The organism is Bradyrhizobium sp. NBAIM18, from assembly GCF_020193825.1.
Classification (GTDB): domain Bacteria; phylum Pseudomonadota; class Alphaproteobacteria; order Rhizobiales; family Xanthobacteraceae; genus Bradyrhizobium; species Bradyrhizobium yuanmingense.
Genome location: NZ_JADYVO010000012.1, coordinates 1 through 20,863 on the forward strand (window position 1 = coordinate 1; position 20,863 = coordinate 20,863).

The following is a 20,863-nucleotide window of genomic DNA, read 5'->3' on the forward strand; positions in this document are numbered from 1 at the left end:
GTCGCATGGTGGTCGGCACGAGACGGAAAGTTCCACTCCGGCGGCCTGCCTGTGACTGCGTCCGTATAGGCAAATCGCGGAACGACGCTCCGACGTCGGCTTTCGGGGAGCACACGCGTCATGGATGAAATCCTGCGTTGGGTGGCGACAGTCGGCACGATCGGCGCCGGGCTGATCCTAGCTGCCCGGGCGCGGCCACTCATTACCGGCTGGGCCTTCGTCGTACTGAGCGGTGCATCGGTGATCTGGATCGTCGTCGGCTATCTAACAGCGGAATATGCGCTGATGGTGCAAAACGTGGTGGTGACACTTATCAACGTGTTCGGCGTCTACCGGTGGCTGATCTGGAAAGGAAATGCATGAAAGCGTTCTGCCTGCGCGCTCTGCCGTCCGCGCGCGCACAGGTCAAGCTTAGCTCGGCGGGCTCTGGTCCGGTCTTACTTCACGTCCATTGGGAGATTTGCGAGTTCGCGAACAGGTAAGATCGGTTCCCCTACCGGGTAAGCCTAGTCCATCGGATATACAAACTGAGAACGGCAGTAAGTCCGATATGGGTCATGAGCGCCAATTGTCGGCACGCGGGCTACTTCCGATTTCCCCCGATGAGCCGACAACAGAGACGCTGCCTGGACCTGCACCTCCGGGCCACATTCGGACATGTGCGTCGTTAGGCTGACGAAGGTCCTTCAACAATCTTCCAATACGAGTCCTTGCGGATCACCTCGTCCGCCCGAAAAGTGTAAAAGTCACATCCTCGGACCTCGATCTTTTTTCCTTCGCCGGTCGTGCCCGTTAGCGTCCATTTTGAAATGCCCGTGTTTGCCATCGTATCCACAAAATGCTCGGCGTGGCCGTAGTGAACATCCGGTAAGCCTTCAAAGCGCGTCGCGAGCCCGTCTCGTACGTTGCGTTTGCCCTCGAAGCGAGATCCCCAAGGCTTACTTCCCCTCGGCATCTCCAAGACACAATCGTCAGCAAAGAACTCCATGATGGAATCCAAGTCGTGCGCGTTGAACGCTTCACACAGCGCCGTCAATTTCGATCGAATGTCCATCCTTCCCTCCATCGAGTTCCCGGAAGGGATACAATAACACAAGGGCACACAAGGTGAGTTGAAGGGCCGATTAGGCGTCTGGTCGATGTCACCTTGCGGATCAAAAGCGCCGGTTTGAACGGCGCCGCTTCACTTCCGGTGTGCCCCGATTAGCAGCCCATTTCTGATCCAAACCGAGCTTCGCCATCGGGCCACAAGCGGACAAAGACAGTGTTTGTTTGGAGGCGGATGCATAGCGCTCGGCGAGGGCCTTGGCGGCCAGTGAGTACCGGTCATATCGTCGGTGCTCGCCTCGTCAGACCTTCGGCATGCGCTCTTCGACAATTTCGGCGATCCTTGGCCGTGTAAACCTATCCACCGGATGAATGCTGTGGTTCTCATCGTGGTAGTACTCGCCACTATCGAAGGCGAGGAAGACACTCATCAGAAGATCTGTTCCGCCAGGGCATAGCGAATTCATGGTCGCAAATAGGTCGTTTGCCACTCGATCACAGAAATCAAAATCAAGTTCATTTCTGTAGAACCCTACGGCTATTGCAAACCCAAGTTCGTTCAGCAATTCGCTGGCTGACAGGCTACCTTCTACGGTCCAGCCTACAAATTCGGCTTGGCTATACAGACTCTTAATAGGTTCAAATTCGCGCTCGGCGGATGGAAGCCGCGAACTCATTTCGTTGGCATGCTTCGACCTAAGCCTGGCAACTATCTCGCGAATAACATCACTCACTGACTTGAAATCCCAGAGAATGCGGATGGCCGCGAAAGCGCTACAATGCATCCGTCGAGCTTTTTCCCGGCTTCCCAGCGATCAGGAATAATATCAGCGAAGCAGGATGTCCGCTATGAGTCAAAAGCGGCGGTCGGGCAAGCTCAAGCCCCGCGTCCGCTCTGGCTCCCTCAGCCGAAATCGCAAATGCCTCAGCCCGGTTCGGCTAAGAGCCACAACCCGACTCTCTCCCATTAGAGTAGAGGCTGCTGAAATGGAGAGAGCATGAGCGTGCCCGAAATCAGTCGACGAGCCATCGAAATCGGCCAACGTGACGGTAAGATTACCTTCGATGAGTTGAATGAGCTGTGTGACAGCCGAGTATTGGACCCGAAAGACATCGACCGCATTCTAAGCGCCCTTAGCAAAGCAGGAATTTGGATTGAAGGAGAGTAGGTCTGCAATACGCCCGCCCCAGGGCAGGTCGGTGCGTCCGCTGTATCGGTGGGAACTGACAGCGGATTTGTCAGCGCATGCCACCGCCACCAACCGGCACATGCACAGTGCACTCTAAAGCGCCGGCAAGCCAGGCGGCGGCTTGCGCTTGGCGGAGGCCTGCTCATACGCGTAGGCCAGACGCAGCAGCTTGTGTTCGCTCCAGGCGCGGCCTGCGAAGGTAACGCCGAACGGATAATCGGGCGTGTCCTTGCCGTCGACGCCGGCGACGAAGCCGCACGGCACGAGGACACTGGGATACCCCGCCCTGGCGGCGATTGCGGCGCCTTCGCTGCCCGGGAACAGCACGGCGTCGAGCTTGTGCTGGTTCATGTAGGCATCCATGCCGCGGGACCTGGCGCTGAGCAGGTCCATCGCGAGTGCCGCCTTGTACTCGCGTTCGCTTAGGTCGCCCCGGGTGAGGTCGGCTGCGAGGAAGTTGTCCTGGCCGAAGCGGAGCGCCTTGCCCGCATTCGCCTCGTTGAAGGCCACGATGTCGGTCATGGTCTTGATGGTGGTGTTGGTCGCCCAATCCCTCAGGTAGAGGTTGAGATCTCGTTTCAGCTCGTAGATGAAGACGATCCGCTGCGGGACCGCATTGCCCCTGTTGGCGCTCAGCGGATTGCGGTTGAGCACGGCCATGATCGTACCCGGTCCGCTCATCCAGCCGGCTGTCGGAATGCTGGCGTGCACGATCACGGCGCCGAGATCCTCCAGCACCTTGATCGCTTCCCCTACCACCTTCGCTCCTTTGGGGGGCAGCTTGCGGAAGAAGGGATCATTCAGCGGATCGGCGGGATCGCTCGGCACGCCGATGCGCGCACCTTTCATCGCATCGCGCGTCAGACCGGCGGTGTAATCGGCCGGCCGCCGCTGCTTTTGCGTCGCCGGATCGAGCGGGTCCTTGGCCGCGAGCACATTGAGCAGCAGCGCCGCATCGCGCACGCTGCGCGTCATCGGCCCTGCAGTGTCCAGACTATGCGAGATCGGCACGATGCCGGCACGGCTGATGAGCCCGACCGTCGGCTTCACGGTGACGAGGCCATTCTGGCTGGCGGGAAAGAGCAGCGAGCCCGAGGTCTCCGTGCCGATCGAGGCCGCACACAAGCCAGCCGCCACCGCGACCGCCGAACCCGCGCTCGAGCCGCCCGGGGACACGACGGGGATGCCGTGATCGTCGGCCAGCGCCGGCGCATAGGGATTCTTGACCTGACCGCCCAGCGACGAATAGCCGGAAGGCATGTCGACCGCGAGCATGTTGGAAAACTCGGTCAGGTTCGCCTTGCCGAGGATCACCGCGCCGGCTTCGCGCAGCAGCTTGAGGAGCGTCGCATCGTCCCGGGCGCGCGCGCCTTCCAGCGCCAGCGAGCCCGCCGTGGTCGGCTGAGCGTCGCCGGTCGCGATGTTGTCCTTCACAAGGATCGGGATGCCGGCCAGCGGCCGCTTGGCCGACGGCTTGACGCCGTCGAGCCTGCCCGCGATCGTGAGCGCGTTGGGATTGAGCGCGCGGACCGCGTTGAGCTTGGGCCCGTCGCGGTCGTAGGCTTCAATGCGCGCGAGATAGGCTTTGACCAGCGCCGTGGCAGTGACACGCCCATCGGCCAAAGCATAAGCGATATCGCTCATCGACGCATGATCGAGCCTTGCATGATCAAGCTTTGGGGAGGTCGGCGCCTCGGCGCTGACGGCCGCCGCGGCAATGCCGGCATTGCGGCGGGATGATTTCTGCACGGCTGCCTCGACCGACGGCGCGCGTCTCCACCACGAGACTTGAGCATGCCATCATGCCAGTGTTTTGCCCGACGGGTCAACTTTCGGGCGCATCGCGTCGATCACACAGGCGCAACGTGCAAGCCATTGAAATGACTGACCCCGGCTACTGTGCATGGGGTTGTTTTTCAGGTTTTGTTTGGAGCTGCCCTCTCCAACGCGTTGGAGAGGGCACAGCAATGGACGCCGCCTATTCCCAATACCAGGCGGAGAAGTCGTTCTCGAATTGCGGGACTTCCTTCCAGACGCCCTTCAGCTTCTTGTTGATGACGGTGGGCCATTGTGGCTGGAACAGGTAAGCCGAGACTGCATCGGTCGCCAGCATGCGCTGGGCGTCACCGAGCAGCTTGGCACGGCCGGCTTCGTCCGGCGTCGAGACGATCTGCTTGTAGAGCGCGTTGAACTTCTCGTTGTTGTAACCGAGGTAGTAGTCCGGCTCCGTGATCTTGACGAGGTCGAACGGCTCGACATGGCTGACGATGGTGAGATCAAAATTGTGCGGACCATTGCCGGCGAAAACCTGCGACAGCCACTGCGCCCATTCGACGTTTTCGATCTTGGCGGTGACGCCGACCTTGGCGAGCTGGGCCGCGACGATCTCGCCGCCTTGCCGCGCATAGGGCGGCGGCGGCAGCTTCAATGACAGTTCGAGCGGCGTGGTGACGCCGGCTTCAGTCAGCAGCTTCTTGGCCTTCTCGGGATCGTACGGGTTGATGCCGGTGGTGTCGACATAGCCAAGCGATCCCGGCGTGTAGAAGCTGCCGATCGGCGTGCCGTAACCCTCGACCGCGCCGTCGATCAAGGCCTTGCGGTCGATCGCGGCGAGGATGGCGCGGCGAACGCGGACGTCGTCGAGCGGCTTCTTGCGATGGTTGATGGCCACGATGGTCTTGGCCCTGGAGCCGCCGATCAGCACCGTGAAGCGCGGATCAGACTTGAACTGAGCGACGACGCGGGTCGCGATGCGCGGGAATGCGTCGACGTCGTTCGAGAGCAACGCCGCGGCCTGCGCCGCCGGATCGGAGATGAAGCGGATCGTCACCTTCGACAGCTTGATCGCAGAGGCGTTGCGGTAGTCGGCCCATTTGCTCAGCGTGATCGAGGAGCCCTTGGCCCAGGCCCCTAACTGATAAGGTCCGGTACCGACCGGCTGCGTGACATTGGTGGCAGCGCTCTTCGGCTCGACGATCGAGCCGCCCGCCTGCCCGAGCAGGAACGGCAGGTTCGGCTCGGAATATTTCACCGTGATCACGACGGTTTCGGCGTCGGGCGTCTCGACCTTCTCGAAGGCCTGGTACAGGCTCTTGTCCTTGTTGGTGCTGGTGGGCGCCGCGTTGCGCTCGAACGAGAACTTCACCGCGGCGGCATCGAACGGCTCGCCGTTGTGGAATTTGACGCCCTTGCGCAGCTTGAACGTATAGGTCTTCAGATCGGGCGAAGCGGTCCAGCTCTCGGCGAGCAACGGCGAGGTGGAGCCGTCCTCGTTGATCTTGGTCAGCGTCTCATAGATGTTGTAGAGCGTGACCTCTGCGATCGCGGCCGCGGCGGCGTTGGTGGGGTCGAGCCCCGGCGGCTCAAGCGTCATCCCCATGACGACGCTGTCCTTCTTGCTCTGCGCCAGCACCGGCAAAGGCGCCGCGACGAGCGCAGCGGCAAAGGCGACGATCGACAATTTCCTGAACATGCGCAAACTCCCCTGCCAATCCTGTTTCCAGCTTAACGCCAATCCTGCCCCGGACACTAACCTTCCATGGCCGCCTGCGGCAACGCCATCACAGCCTCGGCCTTGTGGCAGGCGGCAAGGTGCCCCTCGCCCACCTTGCGTAACTCAGGCGGAACCTCGCGGCAATGCTGGTCGGCAAGCGGGCAGCGCGATGCATAGGGGCATCCGGCCGTCGCCGCCGATTGCGAGGCGATCGCCTGGGCCCCGCGCCGGCGCCGGCCACCCCCGGCGCGAGCCCGCGGCACCGCCTCCAGCAGCGCCCGCGTATAGGGATGGGCGCAGCGCTCGAACAAATCCTCTGGCCGCCCCTGCTCGACGATGCGGCCGAGATACATCACCGCGACCTCGTCGCAGAGATAGTCGACCACGGCGAGGTCATGGCTGATCAGGATGTAGCTCAGGCCGAACTGCTCCTGGAGGTCCTGCATCAGGTTCAGCACCTGGGCCTGCACGGAGACGTCGAGCGCCGAGACCGGCTCGTCGGCAACGATCAGCTTCGGCTGGGTGATCAGCGCGCGCGCAATGGCGATGCGCTGGCGCTGGCCGCCGGAGAATTCGTGCGGATATTTTTCCATGTCCGCATCGCGCAAGCCGACCTGGCGCAGCACGGCGGCGACGCGGTCGCGGAACGTGGTGCGGTCGGCGCCTTCCAGCACGGTCAGCGGCTCGGCGACGATCCGCGCGATGGTCTGGCGCGGATCGAGCGAGCCATAAGGGTCCTGGAACACCATCTGGAAATCGCGCCGGGCCCGGCGCAGCTCGTCGGCCGGCAAGCGGTTGAGATCGCGCCCGAGCAGCGCGACCTGTCCTGCGCTCGGCCGCTCCAGCGCCATCACGACGCGCGCGAAGGTGGACTTGCCGGAGCCGGACTCGCCGACGACGCCGAGGCTCTTGCCGGCCTGGACCTGCACGCTGACGCCGTTGAGCGCGCGCACCTGCCCCGGCGGACGGAACAGGCTCTCGCGCGGCAGCGTGTAGCGCTGTTCGAGATCCCTGACGTCGAGAAGCGGCGCGGTGCTCATGCGGTCAGCGCTCCGACGCGTTCGGCCATCGACACGTCCGTTCGGATGCAGCGCGCAAAATGGCCGGGGCCGACGTCCACCATCGGCGGCAGCGCGGCACGACACTGGTCGATCACGAGCGGACAGCGATCGGAGAAGGTGCAGCCGGACGGCAGATCGGCAAGCTCCGGCACCGTGCCGGAGATCGTCTTCAGCCGCGTCCTCTTGCGCGCGCCGAGCTTGGGCCGGGCACGGAACAGGCCCTGCGTGTAGGGATGGCCCATGCGACGGAAGACCTCGTCGGTCGGGCCGCTCTCGACAACGGTGCCGCCATACATCACCATCATGCGCTGCACGTTCTCGGCGATGACGCCGAGATCGTGGGAGATCAGGATCATGGACATGCCGCGCTCCTCGACGAGGTCGGCGATGAGGTCGAGGATCTGGCCCTGGATGGTGACGTCGAGCGCGGTGGTCGGCTCGTCCGCGATCAACAGGTCCGGCTCGCAGGCGAGCGCCATCGCGATGGTGATGCGCTGACGCTGCCCGCCGGAGAACTGGTGCGGATAGGCATCGACACGACGCGCGGGGTCGGGCAGCCCGACGCGGTCGAGCAAGGCGATCGCCTCTTTGCGCGCCTGCGCCGCCGAATAATTCTTGTGACGCCGCAGCGGCTCGGCGACCTGGTTGCCGATCGTGTGCATCGGATTGAGCGCAGTCATCGGCTCCTGGAAGATCATGCTGATGCGGTTGCCGCGCAGGCGGCAATAGCCGGCATCCGCAAGTCCGACGAGCTCGTCGGCATCCAGCTTGATGCTGCCGGTAACGACGGCACTGTCCGGCAGCAGCCCCATCAACGACAACGCCGTGACCGACTTGCCGCAGCCGGACTCGCCGACGAGCCCGAGCGTCTCGCCGCGCTTCAACGCAAAGCTGACCCCGCGCACGGCCTGCGCCGGCCCACGGCTGGTGTTGAGGCGAACGCCGAGATTTTCGACTTCAATCAGCGGCGTGTCGGAGCGCTCGGCCATCGTCATCGCTCCCGCGCCAGCCGGGGATCGAGCAGGTCGCGCAATCCGTCACCGAGCAGGTTGAGGCCGAGCACCGAGATTGCGATCGCAACGCCCGGATAGACCGCGAGCATCGGCGACTGGAACAGCAGCGTCTGCGCATCGTTCAGCATCCGTCCCCAGGACGGCTGCGGCGGCTGCGTGCCGAGGCCGAGATAGGACAGCGCGGCCTCGGCGAGAATGGCGAGCGCGAACTGGATGGTAACCTGCACGATCAGGATCGACAGGATGTTCGGCAGCACATGCTCGATGGTGATGCGGAAGCGCCCCTTGCCCGCCGCCCGTGCCGCGAGCACGAATTCGCGGGCCCAGATCGCGTTGGCCGAGCCGCGCGTCAGCCGGGTCAAGGTCGGGATCTGGAAGATGCCGATGGCGACGATGGAGGTCACCATGCCAGGGCCGACGACCGCCGCGAGCATGATCGCGGACAGCACGGCCGGAAAGGCGAAGGTGAAATCGGCAAAGCGCATGATGATCTCCTCCGTCCAGCCGCGCCGGGCCGAGGCGATCAGGCCCAGCGTGACGCCGAAGGTAAGACCGATGCTGACAGCGATCACACCGACCATGATGGTGGACCGGGCGCCCGCAAGCAGCAGCGAGACGATGTCGCGGCCGAAGGAATCGGTGCCGAGCCAATGCGCCGCCGAGGGCGGGCGGAGCTTTGCGGCGATGTCGATTTCGTAAGGCGACCACGGCGTCCATACCAGCGACAACAGTGCCGAAGCCAGCACCAGAAGGCTCAGCGTGCCACCGAGGACGAAGCTGCGGTGGCGCAGCGCGCGGGGCCAGAACGTGCGCGCCGGCAGCGGACGCGTTGCGACGGGTGCGTCGATGGCGATGGGCGCGCTCACAGGTCGTGCACCTTGATGCGAGGATCGATGAAGGCATAGAGCACATCGACCACGAAATTGACGATCACCACCATCGCGGCGAGCAGCATCACGCAATTGCGCACCACGATCAGGTCGCGGTTGGCGATCGACTGGAAGATCAGGCGGCCGAGGCCCGGCAGGTAGAACACGTTCTCGATCACGATGGTGCCGGCGAGCAGATTGGCGAATTGCAGGCCCATCACGGTCATCACGGGGATCATGGCATTCCGCAGCACGTGGCTCCACAGCACCTCGCGCTTGCCGAGGCCCTTTGCGCGGGCGGTGCGGACGAAATCCTCGCGCAGCACTTCGAGCACGGCCGAACGCGTGACGCGCGCGAGGATCGCGGCCTGCACCACCGCGAGCGAGATCGCGGGCAACAGCAGCGACCTGATCCCCGGCCAGATGCCGTCCTCCCAGCCGGCAAAGCCACCGGCCGAGAGCCATTGCAGCCGCACCGAGAACAGCAGCACCAGGAGGATCGCGAACCAGAAATTCGGCAGCGCGATGCCCACTTGCGTCAACGACATCACGCCGACATCGCCGAGCTTGTTGTGGTTGGCGGCGGTGTAGATGCCGGCCGAGAGCGCCAGCGTCACCGTGATCGTCATGGCCATGATCGCAAGCGGAATGGTCAGCACCAGCCGCTCGGCGATCAGGCTGCCGACCGGGGTGCCGTAGACGTAGGAATTGCCGAGATCGCCGACGAGGAGGCCCTTGATCCACTGCAAATAGCGAACCGCCAGCGGCTGGTCGAGCCCGAGCTTGACGGTGAGCGCGCGCACCGCGTCGGGCGAAGCATCGGCGCCCATTAGCATCTGCGCTGCGTTGCCGGGCAGCGCGTCCAGCACCAGGAAGATGATCAGCGATGCGCCGACCAGCGTCGCCAGCAGAGTTAACAGACGTCGGAGGACAAAGACGCTCATGCGCGCTCGGCTTCAGGGCTCACCCAGGCCACGATCAACATGTCCGGACGCCTTAAGCAAGCTCTTTGCTGCATCTCCATCTCCTCAAGACGGCCAGCGGGACAGAAGGTCGCTTGACGCCTCGAACAGAGCGCTCACGCGCAGCAATTCCGCGTCGGCCCGGAAACGGCCGACCAGCTGAAGTCCGATCGGCAAGCCGTCGCGGGCAAAGCCCGAGGGAAGGCTGATCGCGGGGTGACCGGTCATGTTGAACGGCATGGTCCAGGGGAACCAGTGCGGCCGGACGCTGTCGTGATGCCTGCCGTCGATCTCGATGCTGCCGAACAGGTCCTGCTTGATCGGCAGCGCGGTGCGCGTCAGCGTCGGCATCGCCAGGAGGTGACCGCGCGCAAGCAACGATTGCACGCGGCGGAACAACGCGGTGCGCGCGAACATCGCCTCCTGATAGTCGACGCCGCTGACTTCACTGGCGAGCGCGAGCTGCTTGAGGAAGGCCTCGCTCAGTTCATCCCGATGCTCAGCCGCGAGCTTGGCAAAGCGCGTGCGCCAGACGGTGTGGTTGATGGCGCGCCAGATCGGCTCGATGTCGAACCCCTCGCCGGAGAATTCCTCGAGCTCGGCCCCTAACCCGGCCAGCCGGTCGAGGCTCACCTTGAAATTGGCGGCGACTTCGGCCGATACCGGACGGCCCGGCGGCGTCAGGCAGTACAGGATTCTCAGCCCGCGCAAATCACCATGCGGGGCGGCGGTGCCGATGAAGTCCGGCACGGGCACGCCGATCGACCAGGGATCGATAGGATCTTCGCCCGCCATCGCCTGCATCATCAGCGCAGTATCGGCGACGGTGCGGGTGGTCGGCGTGACATAGGTCTGGTTGCCGAACACGTCGAGCGCCTGGCTGTGCGGGATCACGCCGTTGCTCTGCTTCAGGCCCACCACGCCGTTGCAGGCGGCCGGAATTCGTGTCGAGCCGCCGCCGTCGGTCGCAATAGCGAGCGGCGCGATGCCGCTCGCCACAGCGACCGCCGCGCCGCCGCTGGAGCCGCCGGAGGATCGGCAGGCGTCCCACGCATTGCGGGTCCGACCGAACAAAGGTGAATCGGTGAGGCACTTGCTGCCGAACTCCGGCGTCGTGGTCTTGCCGATCAGGATCGCGCCTTCGCTGCGCAACCGCGCGACGGCGACGGCATCGTCGGCCGGCACATTATCCTTGTAGGGAACGGCGCCGAAGGTGGTCTTGACCCCCTTGGTATTGACGATGTCCTTGACGGTTACGGGGATGCCGTGCAGCAGGCCGAGCGGTTCGCCCGCCATCACCTTGCGCTCGGCTTCGCGCGCCGCTGCGATCGCCTCGTCGCCGCACAACGTGATGAAGCAGTTCAATTCGGGCTGGAGGGCCTCGGCGCGGGCAAGCACAGCGCGGGTGAGCTCGACTGGCGAAATCCGCTTTGCCGCGACGAGACCGCGCAGCTCGGTCGCGGACAACAGACAGGGATCGCCGTTCATCGTCACATCACGCTCCGAAGCGGGCCGCCATTGGCCCGAAGACATTGACAGCGAGAATGACAGTTTTGTTAACTCGCCGTCCAATACGATTTTTATCGCCAACCCATACGCTCTCGGTATGCCAATGGATCTTCGCCGGCTCCGCTATTTCGTCGCCGTCGCCGAGGCGCGCAGCATCGGCAAGGCGGCCGAGCAGCTCCGGATGGCGCAGCCGCCGCTCTCGGTCCAGATCCGCAAGCTCGAGGCCGAGATCGGCGCGCCGCTGTTCCGCCGCGGCACCCGTGGCATGGATCTGACCGAGGCAGGCCAGGCGTTGCTGGCGCGCGCCGGCGAAGCGCTGGCGCTGGCAGCCGACGGCGCCGAAGCCGCGCGCGCGGTTGCTTCGGGACGGCGCGGCCTTCTGTCGGTGGGTTACATGTTCGTGCTGGCGAATGCCATGCTGCCGCGGCTCATCCCCGAACTGCGCCGCGCGGTTCCAGGCGTCGACCTCAGCTTCGTTGAGCTCAGCGCCTCGACGCGCGAGGCCCGCGTGCTCGACCGCAGCGTCACGGTCGCGCTGTGTATGCCCGCAATCAATCATCCCGAGATACAGGTGGCAAAGATCGGTGCACAGCCTTTCATGCTGGCCATGCCGATCCGCTCGCCACTCGCCCGCTTGAGCTCGGTGCCGATGGCCCGGCTGCAGGGCCGCCCGCTGATCGCACTCCCGCATCCGGACCATGGGCCCGCCTCCTCCGCGGTCGTCCCTTTATTGCGGCGGCACCAGGTGGTGATGCCGATCGCCAGCCGGGTCGAGACGGTGCATTCGGCGATGAGCCTGGTCCTGGCCGGCGAAGGCCTCGCCATCCTGCCGGCCTGCGCACAACTCGGCGCGCCACGCGGAGTCGTATTCAGATCCCTGCGTGACGTTGCTGACTCCCTCGACATCGCAGTCTGCTGGCGGCGGGACTCCCACAGTCCGTTGATCGGAACCTTCCTCAAATGTGCCGAGAAGGCCGTCGCGCGGATGTGACGTGGACTACCAGTCCCTATTGATCTCGTGGCTCCAAGGCGGATCGGCGCCCGGACGGGTGCAGGTCAGGCCGGCACAATTGGCGGCGAAGGAAAGCGCACGGCGGAGCTCGTCCGCGCCGATGTCCTTCAATCTCGGCCGGGCGATGCGATCCTGCTTGTAAAGTGCCAACAGCAGCGCCGCCTGAAAGCTGTCGCCGGCGCCAATAGTGTCCGCCACCTCGACCTTCGGTGCTTGCACTTCGATCTGCCCTGCTTGCGCATGCCAGGCTATGGCACCGTTGTTGCCGCGGGTGATGACGACGAGGCTCGTCCCCTGCCCCAGCAATGTGCTCGCGCGCTGCTGATAGGGCTCCTCGCCGAAGAGATAGGCGAAATCGACGTCCGACATCTTGATGAGATCGGCGTTTCCGGCGAACTCGGCCATGCGGGCGAGATAGGTTGGCTTGTCCTTGACGAGGTTCGATCGGCAATTCGGATCGAAGGAGATCGTGGACGACGCCCGCGCGTCTGCGATCAGCGCCTTGGTCTCGGCCGCACCCTGGTCGTTGACCAGCGTGGTCGAGCCGACATGGACGGCCTCGACAGTATCGAACGGAATGGACCCATGCCGGTAAGTCCAGCTCCGCGTCGCGGTCTCGGCATCGTAGAAGGCGTAGTGCGACTCGCCCTCGACAATGCGGACAAACGCGAGCGTGGTCTGGTGGTCGCTGCGGGTGGCGAGATCGAGTGCAACCTTCGATGCGGAGGCATGATCGGCGATCATGCGCCCGAACAGGTCGGTCGAGATGCCGCCGACGAAACCAGTTGGCGCGCCCAGCCGCGCCATGCCGATCGCGACGTTGAGGCAGGAGCCGCCCACCGCGGGCATCACCGCTTCGCGCCCTTCGACGTTTCGCGTCGGCACGAAATCGATCAGCGCATCGCCGCAGGCAATCAGCATGTCCTTCAACCTCTCGCGACGCTGCGCATCGCGGCACGGCTGCCGCGATCGAGCTCGCGCAGCAGCTTGTAGACCTCGCGCTTGCGGGCGTGAAACGCGGCCATATCAGGCGCGGTCGGCTCGCTCTTGCGTCCCAGCGCCGACATCTTGGCCATGGTCTCACCGATCGAGGCATAGGCGCCACCGGCGACCGCCCCTAACATCGCGGCGCCCAGCAGCACCGGCTCCTTCGTCTGCGGCAACGCGACGGTGAGACCGGTGGTATCCGCCATGATCTGCCGCACCAAAGGACTGCGGCTGGCACCGCCACCCATGATCATGATGCTGGAGCGGACCCCATGCGCGGCAAAAGTTTCGATGACCTCCGCAAGCCCGTAGGCAAGACCGCAGAGGCCGGCGACGAACAGCCGTTCCATCGCGGCGATGTCGGTGTCGAGATCAAGGCCCGCGATCACCGCGCGCGTGTCGGGATCGGCATAGGGCGAGCGGTTGCCAATGAATTCCGGGAGCACGTGGACGTCGCGCGCCAGCAGCGCGGCGCGGCTGGCACCGCCGGCGCGCGCGATGATGCGGCGCTCGAGGAAATCGATGAGATCGAGGCCTTCGCTGCGTGCCGCCGCGCTCGCCTCGCCATGGCCGGGATGCGACTTGAGGAGATGATCGATCGCAGCGCCCGCGGCGGACTGCCCGCCTTCGTTGAGCCAGAACTCCGGCACCATGCCGGAATAATAGGGACCCCACACGCCCGGCACGAAGCACGGCTCCTTCGTCGTCGCCATGATGCAGGCCGACGTTCCCATGATGTAGGCGAGACGATCGCCGACATCGCTCGGGCCGCCTGCCCCGTCACGGCCGCCAATCGCACCGATGCCGCCGGCATGGGCGTCGATCAGGGAGGCGCCGACCGGGGTGCCGGGAGGAAGGCCGAGCTCGACTGCTGCTGCCGGCGTGAGCCCGACGCCGAGGCGCGTACCGGGCGCAACGATTTCGGTGCCGATGCGCGCGTATTTTTCGGCGACGAAGTCGGACAGGCCGATGCGCTTGAAGAACGGCGCGCTCCAGCCGCCGCCGTCATGGGCGAGATAGTTCCACTTGCAGGTGACGGTGCAGGTCGAGCGCTGCAGCGCGCCGGTCGCCCGCCAGGTCAGATAATCGGCCAGGTCGAAGAAGTGACCGGCGGCATCGAAACTCGCGCGCAGATGCCGCTTCAGCCATAGCAGCTTCGGCATCTCCATCTCCGGCGAGATCGAGCCGCCGACATAGCGCAGCACGGCATCCTCGGTCTCGTTGATCAGCCGCGCTTCGGCCGTGGCGCGATGGTCCATCCAGACGATGACGTTGCGCTGCGCCTCGCCGGAGGTGCTGGCTGTGAGCGGCTCGCCTTGCGGATCGAGCACCACGAGGGAACAGGTGGCGTCGAAACCGATGCCGCCGATGCTGCCCGGCGCAATCGCTGCTTCCGCCATCGCCGCGCGCACCGATTTGGCGCAGGCCTGCCAGATGTCCTCCGACGACTGCTCGACGATGTCGCCGGCCTCGTGCCAGATCCTGATCGGATGCCGGGCCGTCGCGAGCAGCGTGCCGGCCTCGTCAAACACCCCTGCCCGCGTGCTCGTGGTCCCCACGTCGACGCCGATATACGCTCGCGGCATGGTCTCTCCCGGTCCGTCCGTTTTGACGGTGAGCCTACCAGCAAGTGTAGCCGCCATCCACCAGCACGATGCTGCCAGTCATCAGGCTCGCGGCCTCGGACGAGAGGAACAGCACGACGGAGGCGATCTCCTCGACCTGCCCCATGCGCGCCATCGGAGTTCCACCGATCCAGGCGTCATACATTTTCGGATTGCTCTTCACGAAGGCGTTGAGCGGCGTCTCGATATAGGTCGGCGCCACCGCGTTGACGCGGATGCCGCGCGCGCCCCATTCGGCGGCCAGCGACTTGGTCAGATGGTGCACGGCGGCCTTGGAGGCGTTGTAGAAGCACTGCTCCTGCGGCTTGTTGACGATGAAGCCGCTCATCGAGCCGACATTGACGATGGCGCCGCTTCCAGCCTTCAACATGTGCTTGCCGAACTCGCGGCAGCACCAGAAGGTGCCGTTGAGATTGACGTCGATGACGTTGAGCCAGTGCTCGTCGGTAACGGTCTCGGCCGGCGTCTCGCTCCGCGCGATGCCGGCATTGTTGACGAGGATGTCGACCTTGCCATGGCGGGCGACGAGATCATTTGCCACCTCCGCCACGCGTGTGGTGTTGGTGACGTCCATGATTGCGGTCTCGATGTCGTAGCCCTTCGCCCTCAGGCTGGCTTTGGCGCCGTCGGCGACCTTGCCGTCGCGGTCGCCGATGATGACCTTCGCGCCGGCCTCGGCCAGCGCCTCCGCGCAGGCGAGGCCGATGCCCTGGCCGCCGCCGGTGATGAACGCGGTCTTGCCGCTCAGCCTGAATTTTTCCAGATACATGGTCGTCTTTCCGTCTTCTTGCCGTTTCTTGTCAGCCCCGAAGAGCGTTGCCGCTCTCGTCGAAGCGGTGAATGCGTGCAGGGTCGGGCATCAGCGACACCCGGTCGCCGGCATGCAGGCTCAATTCGCCGATGTAGCGCGCCGTCAGCATGCCGAGCGCACCGGCGTCGACGTAGAGGAAGGTGTCACTGCCGAGATGCTCGGCCACCGCAATGGTGCCCTGCCAGCCGCCACCGCCGTCGCGCTCGATCTTCAGATGCTCCGGCCGGACGCCGATCGTCGCTGCCCCCTTCTGCAAAGCGGGCTCGCCGGTGACGAAATTCATCTTGGGCGAGCCGATGAAGCCGGCGACGAAGAGATTGGCGGGTCGCTCGTAAAGTTCCAGCGGCGAGCCATATTGCTCGATCTTGCCGCCGTTGAGCACGACGATCTTGTCGGCCATGGTCATGGCCTCGACCTGGTCGTGGGTGACGTAGATCGCGGTGGTGCCGAGCTGCTTCTGAAGTCGCGTCACCTCGATGCGCATCTGCACGCGCAGCGCGGCGTCGAGGTTGGAGAGCGGCTCGTCGAACAGGAATGCCTTGGGCTCGCGGACGATGGCGCGGCCGATCGCGACGCGCTGGCGCTGGCCGCCGGAGAGCTCGCGCGGCTTGCGGTCGAGGTAGGGCGTGAGATTCAGCGTCGCGGCGGCCGCCTCGACCTTGCGGTTGATCTCGTCCTTCGGCAAGCCCGCCATCTTGAGGCCGAAGCCGATATTGCCGCGCACGCTCATATGCGGATAGAGCGCGTAGGACTGGAACACCATCGACAGCCCGCGCTTGGCGGGCGGCGTATCGACGACGTTCTTGCCGTCGATCAGGATCTTGCCGCCGCTGACGTCCTCGAGCCCCGCGATCAGCCGCAGCAGCGTGGTCTTGCCGCAGCCGGAGGGACCGACGAACACCACGAAGGAGCCATCGGCGATCTCGAGGTCGGCGCCCTTGATGATGTGCACGGGGCCGAAGGATTTCTGCACGCCCTGAAGTGTGATCTGACCCATGATCCGGCAGTCCCCTATTTCACCGCGCCAAAGGTGAGCCCGCGCACGAGCTGCTTCTGGCTGAACCAACCCAGGACGAGAATGGGCGCGATCGCCAGCGTGGACGCCGCCGACAGTTTTGCCCAGAACAGCCCTTCGGGGCTCGAATAGGAGGCGATGAACGTGGTGAGCGGCGCAGCGCTCGAGGTGGACAGGTTCAGCGTCCAGAACGCCTCGTTCCAGGCCAGGATCAGGTTGAGCAGCAGCGTGGAGGCCAGCCCCGGGATCGCCATCGGCGTCAGCACGTAGACGAGCTCGCGGCCGATCGTGGCGCCATCCATGCGCGCCGCCTCTAAGATGTCGCGCGGGATCTCCTTGAAATAGGTGAAGAGCATCCAGATGACGATCGGCAAGTTTCCGAGGCAGAGGATGAAGACGAGGCCGATGCGGGAATCGAGCAGCCCGAGGCTCTTGTAGATCAGGTAGATCGGCACCAACACGCCGACCGGCGGCATCATCTTGGTCGAGAGCATCCAGAGCAGGATGTCCTTGGTGCGCTTGGTCGGCGAGAACGCCATCGACCAGGCCGCCGGAATTGCGATCAACAGCGCAATGAGCGTCGAGCCGCCGGCGATGATGATCGAGTTCATCGCGTGGTGCAGGTAGTCGCTGCGCTCCTGCACGGTCGCGTAATTTTCCGTGGTCCAGTGGAAGAACAGGAAGGATGGCGGGATCGCGAAGGCCTCGAGCTCGGTCTTGAAGCTCGCCAGCACCATCCACAGGATCGGAAAGAAGATCAGGAAGCCGAATAGCCAGGCCGCCGCCGTCGATATCATCACCCGCCGCGTCGTCGCCGTCCGTGCCATGTCAGGCCTCCAGGTTGCGGCCGACGATGCGGACCAGGAAGAAGGCGACGATGTTGGCAATGACCACCGCGACGAGCCCGCCCGCGGAGGCGCTGCCGACATCGAACTGGATCAGCGCTTGCGAATAGATCAGGAAGGCGATGTTGGTGGTCTGCAGGCCCGGACCGCCGCCCGTGGTGACGAAGATCTCGGCGAACACCGTCAGCAGGAAGATGGTCTCGATCAGGATCACCACCGTGATGGGACGCGCGAGGTGCGGCAGCGTGATGTAGATGAAGGTCGAGACGGCGCTCGCACCGTCCATCTCGGCGGCTTCCTTCTGCTCTTCGTCGAGCGATTGCAGCGCGGTGAGCAGGATCAGGGTCGCGAACGGCAGCCATTGCCAGGTCACGATCAAAATCACCGCAAACAGCGGCACGTCGTTGAACCAATCGATCGGCGTCAGGCCGAACAGCGAAGCGAGCCAGGCGAACAATCCCGACACCGGATGCATCAACAGGTTCTTCCAGACCAGCGCGCTCACCGTCGGCATCACGAAGAACGGGGCGATCACCATCAACCGCACGATATTGCGGCCGATCACGGGTTGGTCCATCAGCAGCGCCAGGGGGATGCCGAGCAGGATGGTCAGCGCCAGCACCGAGCCGACCAGCACCAGCGTGTTCTGAAGCGAGGCGAGGAAGGCAGGATCGGTGAGGAAGTAGCGGAAGTTTTCAAGGCCGACGAACGATTCCGAGCCGGGATCGAGCAGGCTGTAATGCAGCGTCGAGAAGTAGATCGTCAGCGCCAGCGGGACGATCATCCAGATGAACAGCAGTCCGACGGCCGGGGTCAGGAGCGACCGCGCAAGAAGCTGCGTCTGCCGGGTTGCCATTCTTGGCGCTCCGCTCGGAGGAAGAAGGGCGGCCATCCAGCAAGGATGGATGGCCGCAAGTTTGAGCTCAGGGAGAGCCCGGGTTCACTTGATGTAGCCGGCGCGCTTCATCTCGCGCTCGGTAGCGGACTGCGCAGCCGTGAGCGCCGCATCGACCGTCATCGATCCCGCAAGCGCCGCCGAGAACTGCTGGCCCACCTGCGTGCCGATGCCCTGGAATTCAGGGATGGCGGCGTATTGCACGCCGACGTAGGGAACGGGCTTCACCGTCGGCTTGTTGGGATCGGCGGCGTCGATCGAGGCCAGCGTCAGTTTCGCAAACGGCGCGACCTTCAGGTACTCATCGTTCTGGTAGAGCGAGGTACGCGTGCCCGGCGGCACGTTGGCCCAGCCCTCCTTCGAGGCCACCAGCTTGGTGTAGTCCTTGCTGGTGGCCCAGGCGATGAACTTCTCGGCGGCTTCCGTCTTCTTGGAGCCGGCAGGGATTGCGAGATTCCAGGCCCACAGCCAGTTGGCGTTCTTGCCGAGCCCGGTGTTGGGCGCGAGCGCGAAGCCGACCTTGTCGGCGACCTTAGACTCCTTAGGGTTGGTGACGAAGGACGCCGCGACCGTGGCGTCGATCCACATCGCGCATTTGCCGGCGTTGAACAGCGCCAGATTCTCGTTGAAGCCGTTGGAGCTGGCGCCGGGAGGCCCGGCTTCCTTCATCAGGTTGACGTAGGTCGTGAGTGTCGTCTTCCATTCCGGCGTGTTGAACTGCGGCTGCCACTTTTCGTCGAACCAGCGCGCGCCATAGGAATTGGCCATCGCCGAGAGGAACGCCATGTTCTCGCCCCAGCCTGCCTTGCCGCGCAGGCAGATGCCGTAGGTGCCGGCGCTCTTGTCGGTCAGCTTCTTGGCCGCATCGATCACGAAATCCCAGCTCGGCTTTTCCGGCATCTTCAGGCCGGCCTTCTCGAACAGATCGGTGCGGTACATCACCATCGAACTCTCGCCGTAGAACGGCGCGGCGTAGAGCTTGCCGTCGGCGGAGACCGCGTCCTTGATCTTGGGCAGGAGGTCGGCGACGTCGTAATCGGCGCCGAGGTTGGCGAGCGGTACCAGCCAGCCCTTCTTGGCCCAGATCGGCACCTCGTACGTGCCGATGGTGAGGACGTCGAACTGGCCACCCTTGGTGGCGATATCGGTGGTGACGCGCTGGCGCAGCACGTTCTCCTCCAGCGTCACCCATTTGACCGAGATATCAGGGTTCTTCTTGGTGAACTCACCCGTCAGCCCCTGCATGCGGATCATGTCGCCATTGTTGACGGTGGCGATCGTCAGGGTCGTTTCGGCCGTCGCCGGGACGGCCAGCAGCAGGCAAGACGCGCCGCAGACGGCGCCCAGGACATGTTTCACGGTGACCTCCCCTTAATTCGCGTTTTGGGCATATGCCCACGCGTTGGGCGTATGTTCAGCGCAAGGGCGGCACGTTGTCAAGCAGCCGCGTGGGCATTCCAGCAACTTGTGAGTGCTGCGGTGCGGGAAGGATGGGGAGGTTTTGCTTCACCCACGGCTGTCGTGCTCCGCGAACGCGGAGCATCCAGTGTGGTAGGCACGCGAAGCGTGAGCGCTTTACCGCTCCAGAATCGCCCTTGCCGTCGCTTCGTCGGTGATCAGGCCGTTGATCAGGCCCCCGCTCAAGGCCGCAGAGATCGCCGCCACCTTGGCCGCGCCCACCGCCGCACCGATCGTGGTGGTCTTCGCCGGCACTTCCGGCGGAATGCTGGTGAGGCGCTTGTTGGTGCCGGCCTTGAGCAGGCGGCCCTTGGCGTCATAGGCCCAGCCGGTGATCTCGCCGATGGCGCCCAGCCGCATCATCTCGAACAATTCGTCGCGGGTGACGAAGCCGTCGACGTGCACCTGCGCCTTCTGATCCATCTGGCCGATGCCGACGAGGCGCAAGTCAGCCCTTGCCGCGACCGCCTTCACCTTCGCGATCGGCTCGATGCGCACCATCCTGTTGCGCTCGTCCTCCGACGACATCAGGAACGGCAGCGGCATCGGATAGTGCCGCGCGCCGGTGCGGTCGGCGAGCCGGCCGACGGTGTCGTAGAAGCTCGCCGAGCCGTCGGCGGAGATGTTGCCGACCAGCGAGACGATCTGGTGATTGGGCCGCTCGATCGGCGTGACGCGCTCGACGGCGGCACGCACCGCCCGGCCCGTGCCGAGCGCGACGATCACGGGCGTCTCCGAACGCAGCGTGGAATCGAGCAAATTGGCGCAGCGCTCGGCGATTCCAGCCACCGCCTGCGGCGCGGCCGGATCGGCCGGCACCACCTCGCAATGAACGAGGTCGAACCGTTGCTTCAAGCGCGCCGCCAGCTCCATGCAGGCTGCGATGGGGTGCTCGAGCCGGAAGGTGATGAGCCGCTCGGCGAGGCACAACGAGACCAGCCGCTGCGCCGAAGCCCGCGACACCTGAAGCATCTTTGCGATCTCGTCCTGTGTGTGACCGGCAATGAAATAGAGCCAGCCGGCGCGCGCGGCGTCGTCGAGTCTCGACTTGTCGTTCTCGGCGGCCATGCG

The 20,863-nt window shown here is 64.7% G+C and carries 20 protein-coding genes; 3 read left to right on the plus strand and 17 right to left on the minus strand.

The genetic code is table 11. The features are described from left to right. The first annotated feature begins 120 nt into the window (after nucleotides 1–120). Entirely contained in the window at nucleotides 121–363 is a 243-nt protein-coding gene (locus I6F17_RS24115; protein WP_050991688.1) for a hypothetical protein, read from the plus strand. A gap of 304 nt (nucleotides 364–667) precedes the next feature. On the opposite strand, the gene I6F17_RS24120 is transcribed toward I6F17_RS24115, so the two are convergent. Next, on the minus strand, nucleotides 668–1,054 hold the full coding sequence (locus tag I6F17_RS24120) for a nuclear transport factor 2 family protein (protein WP_249782631.1): 387 nt from the start codon (nucleotides 1,052–1,054) through the stop codon (nucleotides 668–670). A 295-nt stretch (nucleotides 1,055–1,349) separates the two neighbouring features. Then, the gene (locus I6F17_RS24125; protein ID WP_225124720.1) at nucleotides 1,350–1,781 is read right to left on the minus strand and encodes a hypothetical protein; all 432 of its coding nucleotides are present in this window, start codon (nucleotides 1,779–1,781) and stop codon (nucleotides 1,350–1,352) included. A 264-nt stretch (nucleotides 1,782–2,045) separates the two neighbouring features. Here I6F17_RS24125 and I6F17_RS24130 point away from each other — a divergent pair, with 264 nt between their 5' ends. Next, nucleotides 2,046–2,216: an RNA polymerase sigma factor region1.1 domain-containing protein gene (locus I6F17_RS24130; protein WP_225124722.1), complete on the plus strand. Its 171-nt coding sequence runs from the start codon at nucleotides 2,046–2,048 to the stop codon at nucleotides 2,214–2,216. 114 nt (nucleotides 2,217–2,330) lie between these two features. Here the strand turns inward: I6F17_RS24130 and I6F17_RS24135 are convergent, their stop codons facing one another. The 7 genes from I6F17_RS24135 to I6F17_RS24165 all read right to left on the minus strand — a co-directional run bounded on the left by I6F17_RS24135 (nucleotide 2,331) and on the right by I6F17_RS24165 (nucleotide 11,123). After that, nucleotides 2,331–3,986: an amidase family protein gene (locus I6F17_RS24135; protein WP_225124724.1), complete on the minus strand. Its 1,656-nt coding sequence runs from the start codon at nucleotides 3,984–3,986 to the stop codon at nucleotides 2,331–2,333. Between the two features lie 229 nt (nucleotides 3,987–4,215). After that, nucleotides 4,216–5,709 carry an ABC transporter substrate-binding protein gene (locus tag I6F17_RS24140; RefSeq protein WP_225124726.1) on the minus strand — a complete coding sequence of 498 codons (1,494 nt, stop codon included), beginning with the start codon at nucleotides 5,707–5,709 and terminating at the stop codon, nucleotides 4,216–4,218. 56 nt (nucleotides 5,710–5,765) lie between these two features. Beyond that, complete coding sequence (locus tag I6F17_RS24145; protein ID WP_225124728.1) at nucleotides 5,766–6,770, minus strand: oligopeptide/dipeptide ABC transporter ATP-binding protein; 1,005 nt, start codon at nucleotides 6,768–6,770, stop codon at nucleotides 5,766–5,768. After that, nucleotides 6,767–7,780, minus strand: a complete 1,014-nt coding sequence (locus I6F17_RS24150; protein WP_225124730.1) for an ABC transporter ATP-binding protein — start codon at nucleotides 7,778–7,780, stop codon at nucleotides 6,767–6,769. The genes I6F17_RS24145 and I6F17_RS24150 overlap by 4 nt, the downstream gene beginning before the upstream one ends. 2 nt (nucleotides 7,781–7,782) lie before the next feature. Then, nucleotides 7,783–8,670 carry an ABC transporter permease gene (locus I6F17_RS24155; protein ID WP_036035003.1) on the minus strand — a complete coding sequence of 296 codons (888 nt, stop codon included), beginning with the start codon at nucleotides 8,668–8,670 and terminating at the stop codon, nucleotides 7,783–7,785. After that, complete coding sequence (locus tag I6F17_RS24160) at nucleotides 8,667–9,617, minus strand: ABC transporter permease (RefSeq protein WP_036005490.1); 951 nt, start codon at nucleotides 9,615–9,617, stop codon at nucleotides 8,667–8,669. Before I6F17_RS24160 ends, I6F17_RS24155 begins: the two co-directional genes overlap by 4 nt. Nucleotides 9,618–9,701: 84 nt before the next feature. After that, nucleotides 9,702–11,123 (minus strand): amidase family protein, encoded by a 1,422-nt coding sequence (locus I6F17_RS24165; protein WP_225125045.1) that lies wholly within the window; start codon nucleotides 11,121–11,123, stop codon nucleotides 9,702–9,704. 124 nt (nucleotides 11,124–11,247) lie between these two features. Between I6F17_RS24165 and I6F17_RS24170 the strand changes: the two genes are divergently transcribed. Continuing rightward, complete coding sequence (locus I6F17_RS24170; RefSeq protein WP_225124732.1) at nucleotides 11,248–12,135, plus strand: LysR substrate-binding domain-containing protein; 888 nt, start codon at nucleotides 11,248–11,250, stop codon at nucleotides 12,133–12,135. Nucleotides 12,136–12,141: 6 nt separating this feature from the next. On the opposite strand, the gene I6F17_RS24175 is transcribed toward I6F17_RS24170, so the two are convergent. The 8 genes from I6F17_RS24175 to I6F17_RS24210 all read right to left on the minus strand — a co-directional run bounded on the left by I6F17_RS24175 (nucleotide 12,142) and on the right by I6F17_RS24210 (nucleotide 20,860). Next, entirely contained in the window at nucleotides 12,142–13,077 is a 936-nt protein-coding gene (locus I6F17_RS24175) for a carbohydrate kinase (RefSeq protein WP_225124734.1), read from the minus strand. Nucleotides 13,078–13,082: 5 nt separating this feature from the next. Then, a complete protein-coding gene (locus tag I6F17_RS24180) occupies nucleotides 13,083–14,729 on the minus strand; it encodes an FGGY-family carbohydrate kinase (RefSeq protein WP_225124736.1) in 1,647 nt (548 codons plus the stop codon). Between the two features lie 34 nt (nucleotides 14,730–14,763). Continuing rightward, a complete protein-coding gene (locus tag I6F17_RS24185) occupies nucleotides 14,764–15,537 on the minus strand; it encodes an SDR family oxidoreductase (RefSeq protein ID WP_036023419.1) in 774 nt (257 codons plus the stop codon). Between the two features lie 31 nt (nucleotides 15,538–15,568). Beyond that, the gene (locus tag I6F17_RS24190) at nucleotides 15,569–16,576 is read right to left on the minus strand and encodes an ABC transporter ATP-binding protein (protein WP_036005503.1); all 1,008 of its coding nucleotides are present in this window, start codon (nucleotides 16,574–16,576) and stop codon (nucleotides 15,569–15,571) included. Between the two features lie 14 nt (nucleotides 16,577–16,590). Then, nucleotides 16,591–17,421 carry a carbohydrate ABC transporter permease gene (locus I6F17_RS24195; protein WP_225124738.1) on the minus strand — a complete coding sequence of 277 codons (831 nt, stop codon included), beginning with the start codon at nucleotides 17,419–17,421 and terminating at the stop codon, nucleotides 16,591–16,593. Between the two features lies 1 nt (nucleotide 17,422). Then, nucleotides 17,423–18,295, minus strand: coding sequence for a sugar ABC transporter permease (locus I6F17_RS24200; protein ID WP_057030030.1), 873 nt, complete (start codon nucleotides 18,293–18,295; stop codon nucleotides 17,423–17,425). Nucleotides 18,296–18,379: 84 nt separating this feature from the next. Then, nucleotides 18,380–19,693, minus strand: coding sequence for a sugar ABC transporter substrate-binding protein (locus I6F17_RS24205; protein WP_225124741.1), 1,314 nt, complete (start codon nucleotides 19,691–19,693; stop codon nucleotides 18,380–18,382). A gap of 216 nt (nucleotides 19,694–19,909) precedes the next feature. Further along, complete coding sequence (locus tag I6F17_RS24210; RefSeq protein ID WP_036035016.1) at nucleotides 19,910–20,860, minus strand: sugar-binding domain-containing protein; 951 nt, start codon at nucleotides 20,858–20,860, stop codon at nucleotides 19,910–19,912. Nucleotides 20,861–20,863 lie beyond the last annotated feature (3 nt).

Excerpts from the sequence above, each read along its gene's own strand:
- I6F17_RS24115 (WP_050991688.1), top strand. The coding sequence starts at position 121 with ATGGATGAAATCCTGCGTTGGGTGGCGACAGTCGGCACGATCGGCGCC.
- I6F17_RS24120 (WP_249782631.1), bottom strand. The coding sequence starts at position 1,054 with ATGGACATTCGATCGAAATTGACGGCGCTGTGTGAAGCGTTCAACGCG.
- I6F17_RS24130 (WP_225124722.1), top strand. The coding sequence starts at position 2,046 with ATGAGCGTGCCCGAAATCAGTCGACGAGCCATCGAAATCGGCCAACGT.
- I6F17_RS24140 (WP_225124726.1), bottom strand. The coding sequence starts at position 5,709 with ATGTTCAGGAAATTGTCGATCGTCGCCTTTGCCGCTGCGCTCGTCGCG.
- I6F17_RS24145 (WP_225124728.1), bottom strand. The coding sequence starts at position 6,770 with ATGAGCACCGCGCCGCTTCTCGACGTCAGGGATCTCGAACAGCGCTAC.
- I6F17_RS24150 (WP_225124730.1), bottom strand. The coding sequence starts at position 7,780 with ATGGCCGAGCGCTCCGACACGCCGCTGATTGAAGTCGAAAATCTCGGC.
- I6F17_RS24160 (WP_036005490.1), bottom strand. The coding sequence starts at position 9,617 with ATGAGCGTCTTTGTCCTCCGACGTCTGTTAACTCTGCTGGCGACGCTG.
- I6F17_RS24165 (WP_225125045.1), bottom strand. The coding sequence starts at position 11,123 with ATGAACGGCGATCCCTGTCTGTTGTCCGCGACCGAGCTGCGCGGTCTC.
- I6F17_RS24170 (WP_225124732.1), top strand. The coding sequence starts at position 11,248 with ATGGATCTTCGCCGGCTCCGCTATTTCGTCGCCGTCGCCGAGGCGCGC.
- I6F17_RS24175 (WP_225124734.1), bottom strand. The coding sequence starts at position 13,077 with ATGCTGATTGCCTGCGGCGATGCGCTGATCGATTTCGTGCCGACGCGA.
- I6F17_RS24180 (WP_225124736.1), bottom strand. The coding sequence starts at position 14,729 with ATGCCGCGAGCGTATATCGGCGTCGACGTGGGGACCACGAGCACGCGG.
- I6F17_RS24185 (WP_036023419.1), bottom strand. The coding sequence starts at position 15,537 with ATGTATCTGGAAAAATTCAGGCTGAGCGGCAAGACCGCGTTCATCACC.
- I6F17_RS24190 (WP_036005503.1), bottom strand. The coding sequence starts at position 16,576 with ATGGGTCAGATCACACTTCAGGGCGTGCAGAAATCCTTCGGCCCCGTG.
- I6F17_RS24195 (WP_225124738.1), bottom strand. The coding sequence starts at position 17,421 with ATGGCACGGACGGCGACGACGCGGCGGGTGATGATATCGACGGCGGCG.
- I6F17_RS24200 (WP_057030030.1), bottom strand. The coding sequence starts at position 18,295 with ATGGCAACCCGGCAGACGCAGCTTCTTGCGCGGTCGCTCCTGACCCCG.
- I6F17_RS24210 (WP_036035016.1), bottom strand. The coding sequence starts at position 20,860 with ATGGCCGCCGAGAACGACAAGTCGAGACTCGACGACGCCGCGCGCGCC.